Raw genomic sequence first — 19,542 nt, 5'->3', positions numbered from 1 at the left:
CCGCCGCGACCTCCGGCTCGCGGACCGGCCACGACGCGCACCCCCACCGACCTGCCGACGACGCCGGGTCCCGCACCGCACGACCCGACCTCGACGAGAGCGAGACCATGACCGACCGCACCACCCCCACCGCGCCCGACGAGGCCACCCGGCTCGTCGGGACGTCGGCCGACGCCGCGGGTCTCCCCCTCGACGCCGCGCTCGACACCACGTCCGACGCCGCGCCCGCCGACGCTCCCCGCATGACGCACCGCGAGGTGCTCGAGTCGCTGTCCGGGATCCTCCTCGGCATGTTCGTCTCGATCCTCGCGACGAGCGTCGTGTCGTCGTCGCTGCCGCGGATCATCTCCGACCTCCAGGGTGAGCAGTCCGCGTTCACGTGGGTCGTCACCGCGACCCTGCTGACCACCACGATCACGACCCCGATCTGGGGCAAGCTCGCCGACCTCGTCGACCGCAAGCTGCTCATCCAGCTCGCGCTCGTCATCTCCGTCGTGTCGTCCGCGCTCGCAGGCCTCTCGCACAGCACCGGCGTGCTCATCGGCATGCGCGCCGTGCAGGGCATCGGCGCGGGCGGTCTGACCGCGCTCGGCACGGTCCTCATCGCCGACATCATCAGCCCGCGCGAGCGCGGCCGGTACATGGGACTCATGGGCGGCGTCATGGGCATCGGCATGGTCGGCGGCCCGCTGCTCGGCGGCCTCATCACCGACGGCCCCGGCTGGCGCTGGAACTTCTTCGTCGGCCTGCCGTTCGCGGTCGCCGCGATCATCGTGCTCCAGCGCACGCTGCACCTGCCCCCGCTCACGCGCCGCCAGGTGAAGATCGACTACCTCGGCGCGGCCCTGCTGTCCGCGGGTATCGCGCTGCTGCTCCTGTGGGTCACCTTCGCGGGGACCTCGTTCGCCTGGGCGTCCTGGCAGACCGCCGCGATGGTCGGCGGCTCGCTCGTGCTGCTCGCGCTGGCCGTGTGGGCCGAGTCCCGGGCCGCGGAGCCGATCATCCCGCTGCACCTGTTCAGGAACCGCACGCTGGTCCTGTCGGTCGTCGCGTCCGTCGCGGTCGGCATCGCGCTGTTCGGCACCTCGGTGTTCCTCAGCCAGTACATGCAGCTCGCGCGCGGCAAGACCCCGACCGAGTCGGGCCTGCTCACGATCCCCATGGTCGTCGGGGTGTTCGTCGCCTCGACGCTGTCCGGGCAGATCATCAGCCGCACCGGCCGCTACAAGGGGTTCATGGTCGCCGGCGCGACCGTCCTCACCGCAGGCCTCGTGCTCATGGGGACCATCCACTACGACACGAGCTTCACGCTCGTCGCGCTCTACATGGTGATCCTCGGCACCGGCGTGGGCATGCTCATGCAGAACCTGGTCCTCGCCGTGCAGAACACGCTCGACGTGAGCGAGATCGGCTCCGGCACCTCGACGGTCGCGTTCTTCCGGACGCTCGGCGGTGCGATCGGCGTGTCGGCGCTCGGCGCCGTGCTGTCCAACCGGGTGGGCGACCTCATCGTCGCGGGCCTCGCGGGCCTCGGGATCGACGCGTCGGCGCTCGGTGCCGGCGGCACCAGCACGCTGCCGAACCTGGCCACCCTGCCCGAGCCGGTCCGGCTCGTCGTCGAGCGCGCGTTCGGCGACGCGATCGCGGACCTGTTCCTCGTCGCCGCACCCGTCGCCCTGGTGTCGCTCGTCGCCGTGCTCTTCCTCAAGGAGGTGCCGCTCGGCCGCAAGTCCGGCATCGAGCAGCGGCTCGAGCAGGACGCCGACGTCGAGGAGAAGGCGCCCGCCACGGTCGCCTGACCTCCGCCTCGCACACGGACGCGCCGCCTCCCGGGACCCCGGGGGCGGCGCGTCCGTGCGTCGGCGGAACGGTCAGTCGTGCTGGCGGATCGCCGCGAGCGCCGAGTTCAGCCGGTCGAGCTGCTCCGCGAGCGCGTCGACCTCGCCCGCGGTCCAGCCGTCGAGCGCGCGCAGCAGGAACTCGCGGCGCGCCGCGCGGGCGGCCGACAGGCGGCGCAGGCCCTCGTCCGTGAGGTCCAGGAGCTGGCCACGGAAGTCGTCCGGGTCGGGACGCCGCGACACCAGGCCGATCGCGCCGAGCCGCGCGAGCTGGCGGGAGATCGTGCCGCGGCCGACGCCGATGTAGGTCGCGAGGTCGCTGGCCCGGACGCCGGGCGTCGCCTCGATGTGCCCGAGCAGCACGTACGCCGACGGCTCCAGGTCGGGGTGCACGTCACGCGCGAGCGCCGCCGACGACGCGTGCGCCCGGCGCAGCAGCAGACCGAGCTCTCGCTCGAGCCTCGCGAAGTTCTCCTCGACCACGGACCCATCCTCGCCCCACCGGGCACGTCCGGGCGGGCGAAATCGCTGGACAGCTGCCCGACACGCCGACCGGTCTAGGTGCTGGCACCCAGACGGGTCAGCGTGACCAGGTGGTACGCCGTCCGGCGATGGTCGCGATGGCCGCCGCCCGGTCGGCGCCGAGCCGCGGCGCCATGCGGCGGAAGATGCCCGGCACCTCGGTCCGCGGGACCACGAGCACGTCGTCGGTGCCGCCGGGCGAGCGCACCTCGAGCCGGCCCTGCACGACGAGCACCGCGCGCACCACGACACCCGCGCACGCGGCGGCCAGCAGCGCCGTCTGCACGCGGGACGCCTCCAGCCGGGCGTCGCGCAGGAACGGCACGGGCTCGCCGTCGACGGTCATGAAGCGGCCCTCGACGACGACGTCGGAGCCGGTGAGGTCGCGCTCCGAGACGGCGAGGATCCCCCCGGGGCCGACGAGCAGGTTCTGCAGCAGCGACCCCTGCCGGCCGACGGGCACGTCGTGCAGCACCTGCCAGCCCTCGTCGACGAGCCGGGACAGGCGCGTGCGCACCGAGCTGCCGCGCTCGCCGCGGTAGGCCGGGAGCGACGGCGCGTCCGCCGACACGGTGCCGAGCCACGCCTCAAGCGCAGCCTGGTCGAGCGCGTCGAGCGCGTCGGTCGCGCTGGCCGGGACCGGCAGCACGAGCGCACCCGTGTCCGTGCGCAGGTCGGCGCGCAGCCACGCCTGGGCGGCCTTGCGGACGCCGTCCTCCAGAGCGGGGTGCTCGACGACGACCTCGCCGGACTGGAGGTCGACGGAGCCGACCGGCGCACCGGTCTCCTGCGTGACGAAGAGACGGTCGGCGCCGTACCGGCGCCACCGCCTCACCGTCAGCAGCTCGTCCACGCATGCATTATCGGCAGGAACGGCCCCGGACTTCAGGTGTGTCGACCATCCGGACGGCCCCCGTCGGGGTGATCCCCGATCGTCCCGCGACGGGGGCTTCGTGCCCTGCGGTCAGGCGCTCTGCTCGAACGTCAGGCTGACCGAGTTCATGCAGTAGCGGTCACCCGTGGGGGTCTGCGGCGCGTCGTCGAAGACGTGCCCCAGGTGCGAGCCGCAGCGGGCGCAACGGACCTCGGTGCGCACCATGCCGAGGCTGCGGTCGACGAGCAGCTCGACGCGGTCCTCCGCGAGCGGCGAGAAGAAGCTCGGCCACCCGCAGTGCGAGTCGAACTTCGTCTCGGACCGGAACAGCTCGTTGCCGCACGCGCGACACCGGTACACGCCGACCCGCTTCTCGTCGAGGAGCGCACCGGTCCACGCGCGCTCGGTCCCCGCCCGGCGCAGCACCGCGAACTCCTGCGGCGCGAGCTCGGCGGCCCACTGCTCGTCGGTCTTCTCGACCTCGTAGCCCATCTCGTCCTCCTCGTGGGGCCGCGCGGTGCGGCGCCCGACCGGTGCAACACGTCGCGGGCGGCGGTGGTTCCCGACGCGCCGGGCAGGTCGCTGACCAGCGCGTCTCGCAGTTGTGCGGCAGTTCGGTCTACCGTGCCCCGTAGCGCACGCTCCTCCCGCGCTGACCGAAAGCCGCCGAACCCGACCGACTCGCCCCCGGTCGTCCGTCCCCGCCCGTGAGGTCCGCGTGCCCCGTACCCGACGACCGTGGTCGTTGACGCGCTACTTCGCGGTCGTGAGCGTCGTCGCCATGACGGTGCTCGGCCTCGCGCTCGTGGTCGTCTCGGCGAACGTCATGGAGCGGCAGTCGACGCGTGACGGGATGGCGTCGGCCGAGTCGGTGCAGTCCTACGCGACGGGCCAGGTGCCGACGGACTCGTTCGTGCTGGCCACGGCGCTGACGCCCGAGCAGGACGCCGCCGTGCGCGCGGCTGTCGCCGGGTTCGCGGACAGCGTCGTCGAGGTCCGGCTGTGGGCGCAGGACGGGACCCTGATCTTCTCGACGGCCGACCGCACGACGAGCGGGTTCCCCGACGGCGACAGGCTGGACGCGACCATGCGCACGGGCGAGCCCGACGCCCGGGTCGTCACGGACGTGCGCGGCGACGAGGGCGCGGCGAGCGGTACGCAGACCGACGTGCTCGACGTGTACGTGCCGGTGACGGCGGGCGACACGCTCGCGACGGACGCCGAGGGCACGCGCCCCGGCGAGGTCGTGGGTGCCGCGGAGGTCATGCTCGACCACACCGGCTCGGCGGACGCGGTGGGCGACGCGGTCCGCACGGTCGGCATCGTCGTCGGCGTCGGCCTGGTGCTGCTGTGGGTGCTGCTGTTCCGGACGGTGCTCACGACGTCGCGCCGGCTGCAGGCGACCGCGCTGGAGAACGCCCGCCTCGCGCTGCTCGACTCCCTCACGGGACTGCCGAACCGGCGGATGCTCGCCGACCGCATGCGCCGCACGATCGCCGAGGCGCAGCAGGACGGGACGCGCGTCGGGCTCATGATGCTCGACATCGACCACTTCAAGGACATCAACGACTCGCTCGGCCACGACCGCGGCGACGAGCTGCTGGAGCAGGTCGCGGAGCGGCTGCGCGGCGCCCTGCGGGAGAACGACGTCGTCGCCCGGCTGGGCGGCGACGAGTTCGCGGTCCTGCTGCCGGACGTGCGGTCGGTCGAGAACGCCGAGCGTCTCGCGCGGCGGGTGCGCGGGCTGTTCGCGACGCCGTTCCCGCTCGGCGACCTCGCGCTGCACGTCGAGACGTCGGTCGGCGTCGCGTGCCTGCCGGACCACGCGAGCGACGCGTCGTCGCTCATGCGGACGGCGGACGTCGCGATGTACGCGGCGAAGCACCGCCGCACGGGTGTCGCGGTGTACTCGCTCGACGAGGACGACTCCTCCCCCGCGCGCCTGGTCCTGCTGGGCGACCTGCACCGCGCGCTCGACGCGGCGAACCACGACTCGCACGAGCTCGAGATGCACTACCAGCCGAAGGTCGACCTGACGACGGGCCGCACGGTCGGGCTCGAGGCGCTCATGCGCTGGCGGCACGAGACGCGCGGCCTGCTCGCGCCGGCGGCGTTCATCCCGCTCGCGGAGCAGTCGGGCCTCATCCACGACGTCACGCGGTTCGCGCTCACGGCGTGCGTCCGCCAGCTCGCGCAGTGGTCGCAGGACGGCCGCACCACGCCCGTCGCGGTGAACCTGTCCGCGCACGACGTGGCGTCGACGGAGGTCGTCGACCTCATCGAGCGGCTGCTCGCCGAGCACCGCGTGCCGTCGGAGCTGCTCGAGGTCGAGATCACGGAGACCGCGCTCGTGGCCGACCGGTCGCGCGTGGTGCCGGTGCTGGAGCGCCTCGGCGAGCTCGGCGTGCGGGTCGCGATCGACGACTTCGGCATCGGCAACACCTCGATCTCGCAGCTGCGGGACCTGCCCGTGGACGAGCTGAAGATCGACCGCCTGTTCGTCGCGGACCTCCAGGCCGGCGGGCGCGAGGGGTCCGAGGTCGTGGTCCGCGCGATGGTGGACCTCGCGCACTCGTTCGGGCTGCGCGTCGTCGCGGAGGGTGTCGAGGACGAGCACACCGCGGACATCCTGGCGAGGCTCGGGGTCGACCAGGCGCAGGGCTTCCTCTACTCGCGGGCCGTGCCGCCCGCGGACCTCACGTTCGGCACGCTCGTCCCCACGCCCCGCCGCGGCGCCGACGAGTCGACGCGACCTGCGGGTTCGCGCCCGGGCGGGCGACGTCGCCCCCGGACGGCGCAGACGACTCATCACTCGAACGAGTGAATCTCACCCGGATGCCTCAACCCGCGCCACCCGTTTGCCGATGGTGATTCGTCCGGCCCGTACCTGCCTGCGCACGATGCCCGAGGAGTTCCCCCGATGATGGACGACCTGCTCCAGGAGATGATCGACCCCGCGCCGCCGCAGCGGGACCAGCCCCGCCGCCGGCGCATGTGGACCACGGTCGGCATCGTCGGGCTCGCGGTCGTCGGGGCGACCTCGCTGACCACCTCGGCGCTGTTCAGCGACACGGACTCCACCAGCGCGGAGATCTCGACCGGCACGGTCGACCTCGCCGTCGGCGCGACGGCCTTCACGCTCCCGCCCGGCGGCATGGCGCCCGGCGACACCGTCTACACGCCGGTGACGGTCAGCAACGACGGCTCGCTGCAGCTGCGCTACGCGATCGAGTACCGCTCCGAGACGCTCGCCACCGGTCCGGCGCCCGCACCGACGCTCGCGGACGGCGCGACGCCGCAGTCGCTCGGGAACGTCGTGCAGCTCGCGATCTTCGAGACGGCGCAGTGCGACGCCGGCGGTGTGGCGGTCGCGCCGCAGCTCGGCGCGGTCGACGGGGCCGCGACCCCGCTGGCGACCGACTTCACCGCGATCGTCGGCAGCGCGGCGACGGGCCCGGACGCCGACGACCGCGAGCTCGGCGCGGGCACGAACGAGACGCTCTGCGTCCGCGTGCACCTCCCGATCGGCGCCGACAACAGCTACCAGGACACGGCGCTCGCGCTCTCCCTGCGCATGCAGGCCGAGCAGGTCGCGAACAACGACGGCACACCGGCCACCTGAGGGCCCGTGCGATGAGGTTCCGCAGGCGCGCCCCCGGTGCGCCCGCCGTCGACCGACGGATGCCGAGCGTGCCACCGCGCACCAGGACGACGCGTGCCCCGCGTCCGACCTGGCGCCGCCTGGTGTCCGCCGCGCTCTGGACGGTCGTGGCGGTCTGCGGGGCCGCCTACGCCGCGTCGCTGCTGGTCCCGCTCTGGTACCAGGTGAACGACGAGCGGCTGCTCATCGTGACGTCCGGGTCGATGGCCCCGATGTTCGAGGCCGGCGACGCCGTGGTCCTGCAGGCGATCACGCGTGAGTCGGACCTCAAGGTCGGGCAGGTCGTGTCGTTCTGGCCGGTCGGGTCGCAGCAGCTCGTCACGCACCGGATCGTCGCGCTGCGCCACCTGCCGGAGCTCACGGACGACCCGGTGACGGGCGAGCGCGTCCCCCGGGTCGGGACCGACGGCGCGCCCGTCACCAAGCCGTACGTGTTCACCAAGGGCGACGCGAACGCCGAGGCCGACCCGAACGCGATCCCCATCACGCGCGTGCGCGGCGTCGTGCTCGACGTGCACCGCGGGTGGGGGTGGGTGCTGCAGTGGTCCACGTCGGCGTCGGGCCGCGCGGTGATGCTCGTGCCGCCGCTGCTCGCGCTCGCGACGCTCGAGCTGCTGGCCGTCTTCGACGGTCGCCGGGAGCGCCGCGCGGCCGCCGCGAGCGCCCAGGCCGACGCGAGGAGGTTCGATGACCTCCTCCTCGACTGACACCGCCCGCGCCGCGGCCCGCCACCCGTTCCTGACGGCGGACCGCGGGTCGTGGGTGCGCCTCGCCGTCGTGCTCGCGTTCGCCGTGGCCGCGCTCGTCGCGCCGTTCGTCGGGTCGACGCAGGCGCAGTTCACGGACCACGCGACCGTCGAGATCCGGTACCAGGTGGGGCCCACGAGCACGCCCACCCCGACGGCCGACCCCACGGTCGACCCGACGGCCGACCCGACGACGGACCCCGCCGCGGACGGGCCGACGGCCGCGGCACGCACCGCGCCCCAGTCCGTCCCGCCCGCGACGACCGACAGGACCGCCGACGCGGACCCGCGGCCGAAGGGTCCGCGCGGGCCGGGGACGTGGCTGCCTCGTGGCGTCACGTCCGACGGGCGCGGCTGACCTCGTCCGCAGACCGACGCACAGCGACCGACCCCTGACCGAATTCGCCCATACCGGACATTGTGGTCGCCGTCCGCACGGGGCTAGCGTCCCGGTGAGGGCGCCGTCGCTCGCGCCCGACGGGGGCGATCATGAGCACGAGCGAGCTGCCGACGACCACCGGCACCGGCCGGCCGGCCGCCGAGGGGCCGAGGATCCTCGAGATCAGGGTGCACGGGGTGTCCAACACCCCGCCCGCCGCGATGCTGGGGGTCTCCACCGCCGACGTGGAGGCGGCCGGGGGCACGCCCGCGGACGCCGGGTTCTGGACCGTCCGGCCGGCGAAGGTCACGGCCGACCGGCTCGCCGGGTGGCCCGCCGACCGGCGGCCGTACTGGGCCGTCCCGCCGGACGTGCGGCGCGAGGCGTACTCGTGGGGCGGCCTCGCCCGGGTCTCGAAGGCCCCGCTGCCGGGCACAGCCGGGCTGATCCGGCTCTTCTGGGTGTTCCTGGTCCCGTTCGGCCTGCTCAACGCCGCGTTCTGGGCACGGGACCTGGACGAGGACGAGCGTGACGAGCCCTGGTACCGGCGTACCGCGAGCGGCGTCGCGGTCCGCGCCACCGGGGTGGTGCTCACCCTGCTGTGGGTCACCACGGCCGCGACCCTGACGCTCGGCGTCGCGGAGCAGTGCTACGTGCCCGACGGCGCGTCGACGACCGCCGTGTGCCGCTGGGTCCCCGACGTCGTCGACGACGCCCTCGTCGGGCTCACGGCGGGCGCGCGCACGGCCGTGCTCGCCGGCGCGGCGCTCGTGGCGTTCGTCGTCCTCGCCGTCACGTCGTTCTGGGGCATCGTCCGGTACGACGCCACGGTGTCCCGGCGGCGGCGGGAGGAACGCGCCACCGGCACGGTCCCGCCGCCGCGCCCGGCCGGCGAGGCGGGCGCGCACTGGCCCTACCTCGCGCGGACGGGCGTCTGGGACCACGCGACCACCAGCTGGGTCTCCTGGTGGGCCCACCTGGCCGCCGGGGTCGCGCTGCTCTCCACGCTCCTCGCCTGGCAGCAGCTCGAACGCGCAGCCGCGGGCTGCCCCGGCTCGGTCGCGCACCTGCTCACCGCGTGCCGGGACCTGTCGGGCACGCCCGACGTCGGCAAGTCCTGGGCGACGACGCTCGTCCTGTCGTCGGTGGTCCTGGTCGTCGCGGTGGTCCGTGCGGCATGCGTGCGCGTCGACCCCGGGACGGAGCGACCGAGCCGGACCGGGAGCAGGACCGCGCCCACCGCCTCGCTCGTCGGCGCGAGCGTCGGCGTGCTCGGCTGGGTGCTCGCGGAGACGTGGACGGCACCCGGACGGACCGACGCGGCCGACGCGGTCGTCCGGTTCGGCGGCCTCGAGGCGGGCCCGGCGATCCTCGTCGTGCTGCTCGTCCTCCTGTGCACGGTGGGGGTCGGGCTGCGCGGCGGCCTCCGGTCCGTCGTGTGGGCACCCCTCGTGGCGGTGGGTGGTGTGGCCTCGCTGGCCGCGCTCGCCGCGCGGGACTCGGGCAACCCCGACGTCGAGCGGTGGTCCGCGGGCGTGCTGCTGCTCGCGCTCGTCGCGCTCGCCGCCACCGCGCTGCGGGCGAACCTCCGGCAGGAGGGCCGCCTCGACGAGGGCTGGGACGGCCGCGGGCCCGCCGTGTTCCTCGCGCTCGCCTCCGGGCTCGCGATGGTGATGAGCACCGCGACCGTGTGGGGCGTCGTGCGGGTGCTGCAGCCGACGGGGGACGCACCGCCGCTGTGGGTGCCCGAGGGGTACCGCGAGTTCGCGTCGACCAGCTTCCTCGTCGTCGTCGCGCTCGTGCTCGCCGTCGTCGTCCTCGCCGTCCGTGCGCTGCCGCGCCGCAACGTCCTCTCCGTCGTGCCGGGCGTCGCGGACGTCCCGCCGCCCGTCGCCGCCGTCGGCAGGGTGCGGCGCGTCGCCTCGCTCGCCCACCGCGCCGAGCCGCTGGTCGGCTGGCTCGCGGTCACGTTCTGGGTCGCGCTGCTCGCGAGCCTCCTCGTCCGGCCGTCGGGCACGTCGGCCGAGGCGGGCGCCGTGCCGAGCCTCGCGCCGCTGTGGGGCTGGCTCGACGACCTCGGGACGGGGTCCGTCGTCGTCGTCGCCGGGCTGCTCTTCGCGAGCGTCGGGCTCGGCGGCGGGTCGAGGTCCCAGGCGCGCCCGTGGGGGCTGCTGTGGGACCTCGAGTGCTTCCTCCCGCACGCGGGGCACCCGTTCGGCCCGCCGTGCTACACCGAGCGCACCGTCCCCGAGCTGCGCGACCGGATCGACGACTGGCTCGCCGGCGGGCCCGACCGCGCGGTCATCGTGTCGGCGCACAGCCTGGGGGCCGTCGTCTCGGTCGCCACGCTGCTCGCCCGGTGGGACACGCGCACGGGCAGCACCGACAGCGAGGCGATCGCCTTCCTGTCGTTCGGGTGCCAGCTGCGGCCGTACTTCGGCCGGTTCTTCCCCGAGCTCCTCGGCCCGTCCGCGCTCGGCACGAGCCCGACGACCGGGGCGCACGCGTGGCCGCACGACCCGTGGCAGGCCGAGCCGACGGACGCCGCGCTCCCGCCGCCCTCGCCGTTCACCCTGGTCGGCTCGCTGTCTCCGCACGACGGCGCGCACGGGTGGGGCGCCCCGCGGTGGCGGAGCCTGTGGCGTCGCACCGACCCCCTGGGTTTCCCGGTGCACCGGTACGCCGTCGAGCAGTCCGTCATCGACCAGCCCGACACCGAGTGGGACGCCGACAGGCAGCGCGTCGACACCCACGGCGGTGACTTCCGCACGCAGGAGTACCAGGCCGCGTTCGACGAGCTCGCCAGGCGCATGCCGGCCGCAGCGGCCCCGCACGCGGCGGGACCTGCGGCGGCCGGCGGGCCGTGACCGCGGGTCAGGCGGCGGTCCGTACCCCGCGCGCGGCGAGCAGCACGCCCGCCGGGTCGTAGGTGCGGGTGAGCGCGCGCAGCCGGCGCGCGACCAGCGGCGTGAACACCCGGTCCGCCCACGCCGCGCCCGCGGCGTCGGTGAAGTTCGGCAGGCCGCCGTCGACGACCCACGGCTCGAGGCCGTGCGCGACGCGCGCGGCGTCCCGCGTCACGACCTGGGCGACCTCCGGGATCATCAGGCCGATCGCGAGCACGCTGTACCCGGCGTCGCGGTGCGCGTACGCGCACGGGTCGCCCTCGCGCACCCGCCCGCCGAGCTGCCGCACCTCGACGGCGACGAGCGCCGAGTCGACGCCCGGGCCGACGAGATCGAGCAGGCGGTCCGCGCCCGCCACGCCGAAGCCGTGCAGCAGGTGGTGCGTCTCGTGCAGCGGCATCGGGTCGACCGGGTCGGCGTGGACGTCGCCCAGCGCGGCGTACGGCATCGTCCGGACGGTGTCCACGACCGGCGCGGCGACGGAGCGGATCGCGCGGATCATCTCTTCGCCGACGGCCGGGTCGCCGGTCCACGCGAAGCGCACGTGCAGCGTGACCTGGCCGCGCAGCGGCGCGGGGAACGGGTCCATGTCGGGCAGCCGCATGACGGCGACGGACGTGGTGCCCTCCTCGGGCAGCAGCTCGCACCACTGGCCCCACGTCCGCAGGACCGCGGCCACGTCGGGCTCCGCGAACCACAGACCGCCCGCGTAGAGGTCGGGCAGGTCCAGCAGGTCGATCTCGACCGCGGTGACGATGCCGAGGGTGCCCTTGCCGCCGCGCAGGCCCCAGAACAGGTCGGGGTGCTCGTCCGGCGTGACGCGCCGCAGCACGCCGTCGCCCGTCACGACGTCGAAGGCGCGGACCGTGTCGGACGACAGGCCGTGCGAGCGTGCGACCGGACCGAGTCCGCCGCCGGTGAGCAGGCCGACGACGCCCACGTCGGGCGACGACCCGCACAGCGCGGCGAGCCCGTGCGGCGCGGTCGCCTCCAGCACCCGCTCCCAGCGGACGCCGGCACCGACGCGCGCCCAGCGCTCGTCGGCGTGCACGGTGAGCTCGTCGAGCGCGGCGGTGTGGACGAGGATCGCGTCGCGCATCTCCTCGGTCGCGCCGTGGCCGGTGCCCTGCACCGCGACCTGCACGCCGAACGCGGCGGCGATCCGCAGCGTGGCGCTCACGTCGGCCGGGCCGGTGGCCTCGACCACGGCGAGCGGGCTGAGGCGGTGCGTGAGGTTCGACGTCGCGGTGTGGCGCGCGTAGCCGTCGGTGCCGGGCAGGTGGACGGCGGGGACGGCGTCGCGCAGGGCGCGCACGGCGGCGGCGCCGGTCGGGCGGGAGTCCGTCCCGAGGGCGGGGCTGACGAACGACATGGGAGATCCTTCGGGTCCTGCACGGGGTTCCGTGCGCTGTCACGGGGTGGCGCCGCGGTCGGCGCACGGGCAGAAGGAATCCCGGGCGGATGTCCAGATACATCCGGTTCGTCCGTCGACAGGGCTGCGCCTCGCGCGGGCGGCGGCGGCGTCAGGCCGGGGCGTGCGGCGGGGCGGACGGCAGGGTCACGACGAACGTCGTCCCCTCCCCGAGCGTGCTCTCGATGTCGAGCAGGCCGCCGTGCGCGTCGACCACGGCGCGCGCGATCGCGAGACCGAGCCCCACGCCGGGGATGGCCCGGCGCGTCGCGGAGGTCGCCCGGAAGAACCGGGTGGTGAGGCGGCTGAGCTCGTCGGGCGCGATCCCGATGCCGGTGTCGCGCACCGACAGCGCCGCGCCGCCGTCGGGGGTCGGGCCGACCGACAGGTGCACCTCGCCGCCCGCGGGCGTGAACTTCACCGCGTTGGAGACGAGGTTGTCGACGACCTGCGAGAGGCGGCCCGGGTCGGCCGTCACGGGCGCGGGCTCGATCGTCGTCGTCAGGCGCACGCCCGCCTGCTCGGCCACCGGCCCCAACGACGCGACCGACCCCGTGACGACGTCGGCGAGGTCGATGCCGCGCGGGGAGATCGCGAACGTGCCCGCGTCGACCTGGGCCGTGAGCAGCAGGTCGCCGACCAGGCGGAGCTGCCGCCGCGCGTTGCGCTCGATGACGGTGAGGTAGCTGCGCTGCTCCTCGGTGAGCTCGTCGGTGCCGTCGAGCAGCAGCTCCAGGTACCCGAGCACCGACGTCAGCGGCGTGCGCAGCTCGTGGCTCACGAGGCTGACGAACTCGTCCTTGAGACGGGACGCCTCGCGCTCCTCCGTGACGTCGGTGGCGACGATGACGTAGCCCGCGACGCTGCCGTCGACGTCCAGCCGCCGCGTGACGGCGAGCCGGACGGTGACCTCGCTCCCGTCGCGGCGGCGGTACCGGGCGTCGCGACCCGTGCGCACGCCGTCCTCGGGCGTCACGATCGACTCGAGCAGCCGCGCGGCGACCGAGCCGGGTGCGCGCTGGGGGCCGCCCGGCGGCTCGGGCTCGGGGGACGCGTACAGGTCGGTGATCCGCAGCCGGTCGACGACCTCGCCCTGCGCGTAGCCCAGCAGCCTCTCGGCGCCCGCGTTGAAGACACGGACCACACCCGTCGCGTCGGTCGCGATGATCGCCTGCTCGGTCGCGGAGTCGATGATCGACACCAGCTCGTCGCGGGCGGCGCGCCGGGCGTCGGCGACGCGCGCGAGCTCGAACGCGTCGGCGCGCATGCGCTCGACCATCTCCTGCTCGCGGTCGCGCATGACCGCCACGGCCTCGGTGCGCGCGCGCAGCCGCTCCGTGACCTCGTGCGCGGTGACCGCCACGACCAGCGCGACCAGGGACACGAACAGCCCGCGGACCAGCACGAGCGTGTCGAGCGGCGTGTCCGGGTCGAGGATCGCGGGCAGCAGGATGACGAGGTTCACCCCGACCACGGAGATGATCGGGCCGCGCCACCCGCGCTGCGCGGCGAGCGCGAGCACGGGCAGGAAGATCATCACGGTGAAGATCGAGCCGATGCCGCCCGTGCCGTAGCGCAGGAACCCGATGCAGACGATCTGCATGATCGGCAGGAGGTCCTGCGTCCACTCGGGCTCGTCGCGCCAGCGCACGAGGCGCGCGACGACGGCCACCGAGACCGCGACGGCCGCCGACACCCAGACCGCCCACGGCACCGACACGGTGATCGACGGGATCCACAGCGTCAGGACGGCGACGAGGTACACCCCGAGGAACGGCAGCTGTCGCTCGACGACGTTCGCGTCGTCGCCCAGGCGCGACGCGATCTTCGTGAGCAGGCGCGAGCCCCCGCCCGCGGGGACGGACGGGATCGTCGAGCGGTAGGACGACGTCACGGCGACCCGTCCGGCAGCGCCCGCTCGAGCGCGGCGCGCACGTGCTCCCCCACGAACGGCTTCGGCAGTGCGGCCTCGACGTCGGGGTAGTCGTGCTCGTCGAGCACGGACGTGACGACGACCGGCAGCCCGGGCCGCCGCCGGCGCAGCTCCTCGACCAGCTCCCAGCCGCCCATGCCCGGGAGCCGCAGGTCCACGAACGCGACGTCGACGTCGAGCTGCGACTCGTCGGCCAGGGCGGCCTCCGCACTCGGCGCCTCGACGACCTCGCACCCCGCCCGGCGCAGGTGCGTCGCGAGCAGCGCGCGCTCGTCGGGCTCGTCGTCGACGACCAGCACGCGGGCGGTCGTGCGCGCCCGGGCCGGTCGGGTGGTCGTGTCGTCGTCGGTCATGCGTCCAGCCTGCCCGACCCGCGCAGCCATGCGTACCGGCCGACGTCGTCGGCGACGTGCGCGTCCGTCGACGCGACCAGCGTGACGCCCGCGGCCGCCCAGCGCGCCAGCACGCGCGGACCCGGGCAGCGCCACTTCTCGTTGACCTCGACGGGCGTGCCGGTCGCGACGGCGACGGCGGCGAGCTCGTCGAGCAGGTCGTCGGGCACGTCGTCCTCGGTGAGGCCGATCTTCGGCAGCAGCGACAGCGGGTGCGCGAGCTGGGCACGCCCGACGCGTCGCACGGCCCGCACGGTCGCGGTCACGAGCGTCTCGACGGCCCCCGCGGGCGTCAGCGCACCGGACGCGAGGTGCTCGACGACGACGCGCGGGCTCCACGGACCGTCGGGGCCGGGGAACTGGTGGTCGGCGAGCAGCACGCGGTCCGCGCCGTCGGGGCGGCCGAGCGCCGCGAGCACCTCGGGCGGCGCGTCGACACGGCCGTCGGCGTCGAGGATCTTCGCCTCGACCCCGGTCAGGACGCGCAGCCCGTCGACGGGCGGCAGTCCGCGCACGACCGCGAGGAAGTCGGGCACGTACGTCGTGGAGACGCGGACGTGGTCGACCATGCGGATCGTGTCGAGCCCCGCCGCGCGGGCCGCCGCGAGGTTCTCGGCGGGCGTGCTGACCGCGTCGTCGGAGAACGCCGAGTGCACGTGGTGGTCGCCGCGCAGCGACGGGCCGGCGGCCGTGCCGGTCGTCATGCGCCGGACGGGGCGTGCGCGGCGTCGGGTGCGGGCAGGACCTCGTCGACGGGCAGGAACACGTCCTCGAGGTACCGGACGTTCGCGATCTCGGCGAAGTCGACGCGCTCGGGCACGTCGCGGCCGAGCACCGCGTCGAGCGTGAGCGACGGCATGTCGACGCCCGCGGCGATCGTCAGCGGCATCGCGCCGGGGAAGCGGGGGTTGACCTCGAGGAGCGCGGGCGTGCCGTCGGCGTCCCGCTTGAGCTGCACGTTCGCGACGCTCGTCAGACCGACCGCGCGGGCGACCGCGGACGCGGCGGCGACGAGCTCGTCGTCGCGCACGGTCACGCCCGCGACCGCGACGCCGGAGTCGACGCGCAGGCGCGCGCGCGGCACCGCGGCGATCACGCGGCCGTCGGGACCGGCGAGGACGTCGACCGAGTACTCGTCGCCGGGGAGCATCTCCTGCACGAGCAGGTCCTCCTCGGCGTGCACGGCGTCGAGCTCCGCGGCCGTGAAGACCGTCCGGACCCCGCGGGAGCCGGCCCCGCGGCGCGGCTTCACGATGACGGGGAAGTCCCAGCCCGACGTGGCCTCGGGCGTCCCGACGAGCTCGGTCCGGGGCACCCGGACGGTGCGCGCGCACGCGCGGGCGAGCGCGAGCTTGTCCAGGCACGTCTCGATGGTGGCGAGCGTGGGTGACGCGAGCAGCGTGCCGTCGGCCGCCAGGTCGTCGCGGGCGGCGGCGAGCCGCGGCAGCTCGACGTCGACGGTCGGGTAGAGCACGTCGATGCCGTCGTCGCGGCACATCGCGCGCACGACGTCGACGAACTCGGGCGCACGTCCCGCGGGCACGAGCCGCCGACGCTCGGGCGGCACGAGGTAGATCGCGCTGGCCCACCGGTCCATGTCGGCGGCGTACACCTCGACGTCGCCCCGCCGCTGCAGCGAGCGGATCACGGCGACGCCCGCGGGCCCGCCCGCTCCCGTGACGAGGACCCTGGTCATCGCGTGCCTCCCGTGTCGTCGTGCGTCAGCGGCGCGGGCTGGTGCGCGGCCGCGGCGATCCCGCCCGCGCGCCCCGATCCCGAGATCATCGCGGCCACCCGGACCGTCTCCAGGGGCTCCGCGTACCGGCCGGTCCCGAACCGCGACCAGTAGCGGGCGGTCGCGCGCACGAGCTCGGGCTCCATGTAGTCGCGGTGCGCCTGCGACTCGAACGCGGCGAGCATCTGCAGCTTCGTCTCGACGAAGCCGTCGACGGGCACGAACGTGTCGGGCTGGAAGTCGACGGTCGACGACGGGCTCTGGAAGCACGCGAGCGACGGCACGCGGCGCGCGGCGACCTGCACGGCCTGGTGCACCGCGCGGTGGTCCTGGTGCCGGTCGTGCACGGAGTGCGTGTAGACGATCGTCGGCGACACCTCGGCGATCGTCTCCTCGATCGTCGTGATGAGCCCGCCCGCGGGGTCGAGCCGGGTGTCCTCGAAGTCGTGCAGGTACAGCCGCGCGCCGATGACGGCCGCCGCGGCGAGCGCCTCGTGCCGGCGTGCGTGGACCTCGCCGCCGATCGCGCCGCTCGACAGCGTGAGGACGACGACCGTGTCCCCGGCGGCGCGGTGCGAGGCGAGCGTCGCGCCGACCCCGATCTCGACGTCGTCGGGGTGGGCGCCGACGGCCAGCACGGTCTCGGTGGGGCCGGCGGCGTCCCGGCGGCTGCGGCCCTCGGCGGCGAGCGCCCGGACCTTCTCGACGAGGATCGCGGCCCCGACGGGCTTGACGAGGAACTCGTCGGCGTCGCGGCGCAGCGCCTCGACGGCGTAGTCGACGCTCGCGAAGGCGGTCATCACGGCGACGGGGACGCCGGGCGCGCGCGAGCGCAGCTCCCCGAGGAGCTCGAGCCCGCTCATGCCGGGCATCTGGATGTCAGTCAGGACGACGTCGAACGTCTGCTGCGCGACCTCGGCGAGCGCCGACATCGGGTCGTGCACGACGGTGGCGGACATCCCACCGCGACGTTCCAGGACGGTCCGGACGAATTGGGCGGTGTCGACGTCGTCCTCGACGACGAGCACCTTCACCTGGTCGTCGGCCACGCTCGCCGGCCCTCCCCACCCCCGACTGCCCTTCCCCGACACCGTAACCGGGGAGGGGCGACGGGGCGCCCCGAGACCGGTCGGTCGGCGCGCCGCCGCGCTCCGCTGTCCTCCCGGCGGCGTGCACGGCAGGCTGGGAATAGGTCGCGGGGCCGGTCGGTTGAGCGCGACGATACATGCAAACGCATGAACCTCCGGGGCTTCCCGGATCGAGGCAGCAGGAACGAGGCGCACCATGCAGTTCGGGATCTTCAGCGTCGGCGACGTCACCACCGACCCGACCACCGGGCACACCCCCGACGACACCGAGCGCGTGCGGAACATGCTCACGATCGCCGAGCACGCGGACGCCGCCGGCCTCGACGTCTTCGCGACGGGCGAGCACCACAACCCGCCGTTCGTCCCGTCGTCGCCCACGACGATGCTCGGCTACCTCGCGGGCCGCACGAAGAACATCGTGCTGTCGACCGCGACCACGCTCATCACCACCAACGACCCCGTCCGGCTGGCCGAGGAGTACGCGATGCTCCAGGTCATCTCCGACGGCCGCATGGACCTCATGCTCGGCCGCGGCAACACCGGCCCCGTCTACCCGTGGTTCGGCCAGGACATCCGCCAGGGCATCCCGCTCGCGATCGAGAACTACGCGCTGCTGCGCCGGCTGTGGACCGAGGACGTCGTCGACTGGTCCGGCAAGTTCCGCACCCCGCTGCAGGGCTTCACCTCGACCCCGCGCCCGCTCGACGGCGTCGCACCGTTCGTGTGGCACGCGTCGATCCGCTCGCCCGAGATCGCCGAGCAGGCCGCGTACTACGGCGACGGGTTCCTGCACAACGCGATCTTCTGGCCCATGGAGCACACCGCGCAGATGGTGAACTTCTACCGCCAGCGCTTCGAGCACTACGGGCACGGGCAGGCCGACCAGGCGATCGTCGGGCTCGGCGGCCAGGTGTTCGTCCGCAAGGACTCGCAGAAGGCGTGGGACGAGTTCCGCCCCTACTTCGACGTCGCCCCCGTCTACGGCCACGGCCCGTCGATGGAGGAGTTCACGCGCGACACCCCGCTCACCGTCGGGTCGCCGCAGCAGGTCATCGACCGGTACGGGAAGTTCTTCGAGCAGGTCGGCCACTACCAGCGGCAGATGTTCCTCGTCGACCACGCCGGCCTCCCGCTCAAGACCGTGCTCGAGCAGATCGACCTCCTCGCCGAGGAGATCGTGCCCGTGCTGCGCCGCGAGGCCGAGGCCGTCCGCCCCGCGCACGTCCCGGCGAACCCGCCGTCGCACGCCGACCGCGTCGCGGCCGCCCGTGCCGCCGGCACACTGCCCGCCACCCCCGCGACCGCCGCCGCCGACCGCTGGACCGGCCGGACCGCGGAGGACGACGTGGAAGCAGCGGACGCCGTCACGCGTTGAGCCACACGGACCATCGAGAGCACAGGAAGAAGGACACGATGAGCAACCGCTCGATCGTCGTCGTCTCGGCCGGGCTGTCCCAGCCCTCCTCGACGCGGCTGCTGGCCGACCGGCTGGCCGACGCGACCGTGGCCGAGCTCGCCCAGCGCGGCATCACCGCGCAGGTCGAGACCGTGGAGCTGCGGGACCTCGCCCACGAGATCGTCAACATGACCCTCACGGGGTTCGCGTCCGGGCCGCTGCGGGAGGTGCTCGACACGGTCGAGCGGGCCGACGGCGTCATCGCCGTGTCGCCCGTGTTCTCCGCGTCCTACTCGGGGCTGTTCAAGTCCTTCGTCGACGTGCTCGACAAGGACACGCTCGTCGGGCGGCCCGTGCTGCTCGGCGCGACCGGCGGCACCGCGCGGCACTCGCTCGCGCTCGAGTACGCGCTGCGCCCGCTGTTCGCCTACCTGCGGGCCGACGTCGTGCCGACCGCGGTGTTCGCCGCGACCGACGACTGGGCCGACGCGGGCAGCGACCGCGTCAACCCGCTGCCCGACCGCATCCGCCGGGCCGGCCGCCAGCTGGCCGAGGAGGTCGCCGACCGCGAGCCCAGCGCCCCCACGGGCCTGTACGACGCGGTCCCGTCCTTCGAGGACCTCCTGGGCGGCTGACCCGCCGGCCCAGGAGGTCGGGGCGC

The 19,542-nt window shown here is 74.7% G+C and carries 17 protein-coding genes; 8 read left to right on the top strand and 9 right to left on the bottom strand.

Translation table 11 applies throughout. The features are described from left to right. The first annotated feature begins 242 nt into the window (after positions 1 to 242). The gene (locus tag OOT42_RS04360; RefSeq protein ID WP_273654774.1) at positions 243 to 1,799 is read left to right on the top strand and encodes an MFS transporter; all 1,557 of its coding nucleotides are present in this window, start codon (positions 243 to 245) and stop codon (positions 1,797 to 1,799) included. A 72-nt stretch (positions 1,800 to 1,871) separates the two neighbouring features. Here the strand turns inward: OOT42_RS04360 and OOT42_RS04355 are convergent, their stop codons facing one another. From OOT42_RS04355 to msrB, 3 genes are all read right to left on the bottom strand, one after another. After that, positions 1,872 to 2,321 (bottom strand): MarR family winged helix-turn-helix transcriptional regulator, encoded by a 450-nt coding sequence (locus tag OOT42_RS04355; RefSeq protein WP_273653730.1) that lies wholly within the window; start codon positions 2,319 to 2,321, stop codon positions 1,872 to 1,874. A 97-nt stretch (positions 2,322 to 2,418) separates the two neighbouring features. Further along, positions 2,419 to 3,213: an NERD domain-containing protein gene (locus OOT42_RS04350; protein WP_273653729.1), complete on the bottom strand. Its 795-nt coding sequence runs from the start codon at positions 3,211 to 3,213 to the stop codon at positions 2,419 to 2,421. A 111-nt stretch (positions 3,214 to 3,324) separates the two neighbouring features. Then, a complete protein-coding gene (gene msrB, locus OOT42_RS04345; protein ID WP_273653728.1) occupies positions 3,325 to 3,726 on the bottom strand; it encodes a peptide-methionine (R)-S-oxide reductase MsrB in 402 nt (133 codons plus the stop codon). A gap of 253 nt (positions 3,727 to 3,979) precedes the next feature. On the opposite strand from msrB, the gene OOT42_RS04340 reads away from it, so the two are divergent. The 5 genes from OOT42_RS04340 to OOT42_RS04320 all read left to right on the top strand — a co-directional run bounded on the left by OOT42_RS04340 (position 3,980) and on the right by OOT42_RS04320 (position 10,887). Next, the gene (locus OOT42_RS04340) at positions 3,980 to 6,058 is read left to right on the top strand and encodes a putative bifunctional diguanylate cyclase/phosphodiesterase (RefSeq protein ID WP_273653727.1); all 2,079 of its coding nucleotides are present in this window, start codon (positions 3,980 to 3,982) and stop codon (positions 6,056 to 6,058) included. Between the two features lie 96 nt (positions 6,059 to 6,154). Continuing rightward, positions 6,155 to 6,856, top strand: coding sequence for a TasA family protein (locus tag OOT42_RS04335; protein ID WP_273653726.1), 702 nt, complete (start codon positions 6,155 to 6,157; stop codon positions 6,854 to 6,856). A gap of 59 nt (positions 6,857 to 6,915) precedes the next feature. After that, the gene (locus tag OOT42_RS04330; protein WP_423776002.1) at positions 6,916 to 7,602 is read left to right on the top strand and encodes a signal peptidase I; all 687 of its coding nucleotides are present in this window, start codon (positions 6,916 to 6,918) and stop codon (positions 7,600 to 7,602) included. After that, positions 7,583 to 7,999, top strand: a complete 417-nt coding sequence (locus tag OOT42_RS04325; RefSeq protein ID WP_273653724.1) for a hypothetical protein — start codon at positions 7,583 to 7,585, stop codon at positions 7,997 to 7,999. The genes OOT42_RS04330 and OOT42_RS04325 overlap by 20 nt, the downstream gene beginning before the upstream one ends. 131 nt (positions 8,000 to 8,130) lie before the next feature. Then, positions 8,131 to 10,887, top strand: coding sequence for a hypothetical protein (locus OOT42_RS04320; RefSeq protein ID WP_273653723.1), 2,757 nt, complete (start codon positions 8,131 to 8,133; stop codon positions 10,885 to 10,887). Positions 10,888 to 10,894: 7 nt separating this feature from the next. On the opposite strand, the gene OOT42_RS04315 is transcribed toward OOT42_RS04320, so the two are convergent. From OOT42_RS04315 to OOT42_RS04290, 6 genes are all read right to left on the bottom strand, one after another. Then, entirely contained in the window at positions 10,895 to 12,298 is a 1,404-nt protein-coding gene (locus OOT42_RS04315) for an FAD-binding oxidoreductase (protein ID WP_273653722.1), read from the bottom strand. 151 nt (positions 12,299 to 12,449) lie between these two features. After that, entirely contained in the window at positions 12,450 to 14,231 is a 1,782-nt protein-coding gene (locus OOT42_RS04310) for a sensor histidine kinase (RefSeq protein WP_273653721.1), read from the bottom strand. Further along, positions 14,228 to 14,623 carry a response regulator gene (locus OOT42_RS04305; protein WP_273653720.1) on the bottom strand — a complete coding sequence of 132 codons (396 nt, stop codon included), beginning with the start codon at positions 14,621 to 14,623 and terminating at the stop codon, positions 14,228 to 14,230. Before OOT42_RS04305 ends, OOT42_RS04310 begins: the two co-directional genes overlap by 4 nt. After that, on the bottom strand, positions 14,620 to 15,366 hold the full coding sequence (locus OOT42_RS04300) for a PHP domain-containing protein (RefSeq protein ID WP_273653719.1): 747 nt from the start codon (positions 15,364 to 15,366) through the stop codon (positions 14,620 to 14,622). Before OOT42_RS04300 ends, OOT42_RS04305 begins: the two co-directional genes overlap by 4 nt. Continuing rightward, positions 15,363 to 16,358: an ATP-grasp domain-containing protein gene (locus tag OOT42_RS04295; protein ID WP_273653718.1), complete on the bottom strand. Its 996-nt coding sequence runs from the start codon at positions 16,356 to 16,358 to the stop codon at positions 15,363 to 15,365. The genes OOT42_RS04300 and OOT42_RS04295 overlap by 4 nt, the downstream gene beginning before the upstream one ends. Beyond that, complete coding sequence (locus tag OOT42_RS04290; protein ID WP_273653717.1) at positions 16,355 to 17,446, bottom strand: response regulator; 1,092 nt, start codon at positions 17,444 to 17,446, stop codon at positions 16,355 to 16,357. Before OOT42_RS04290 ends, OOT42_RS04295 begins: the two co-directional genes overlap by 4 nt. A 235-nt stretch (positions 17,447 to 17,681) precedes the next feature. Here OOT42_RS04290 and OOT42_RS04285 point away from each other — a divergent pair, with 235 nt between their 5' ends. Further along, entirely contained in the window at positions 17,682 to 18,860 is a 1,179-nt protein-coding gene (locus tag OOT42_RS04285; protein WP_273653716.1) for an LLM class flavin-dependent oxidoreductase, read from the top strand. A gap of 38 nt (positions 18,861 to 18,898) precedes the next feature. Then, the gene (locus OOT42_RS04280; RefSeq protein WP_273653715.1) at positions 18,899 to 19,516 is read left to right on the top strand and encodes an FMN reductase; all 618 of its coding nucleotides are present in this window, start codon (positions 18,899 to 18,901) and stop codon (positions 19,514 to 19,516) included. The last annotated feature ends 26 nt before the right edge of the window (positions 19,517 to 19,542 follow it).

The sequence above is a fragment of the Cellulomonas fimi genome (genome assembly GCF_028583725.1).
In the GTDB taxonomy this organism is placed as follows: Bacteria; Actinomycetota; Actinomycetes; order Actinomycetales; family Cellulomonadaceae; genus Cellulomonas; species Cellulomonas fimi_B.
The sequence above is the reverse complement of the archived record's forward strand: the minus strand, read 5'-3'. Positions and strand labels throughout refer to the sequence as shown.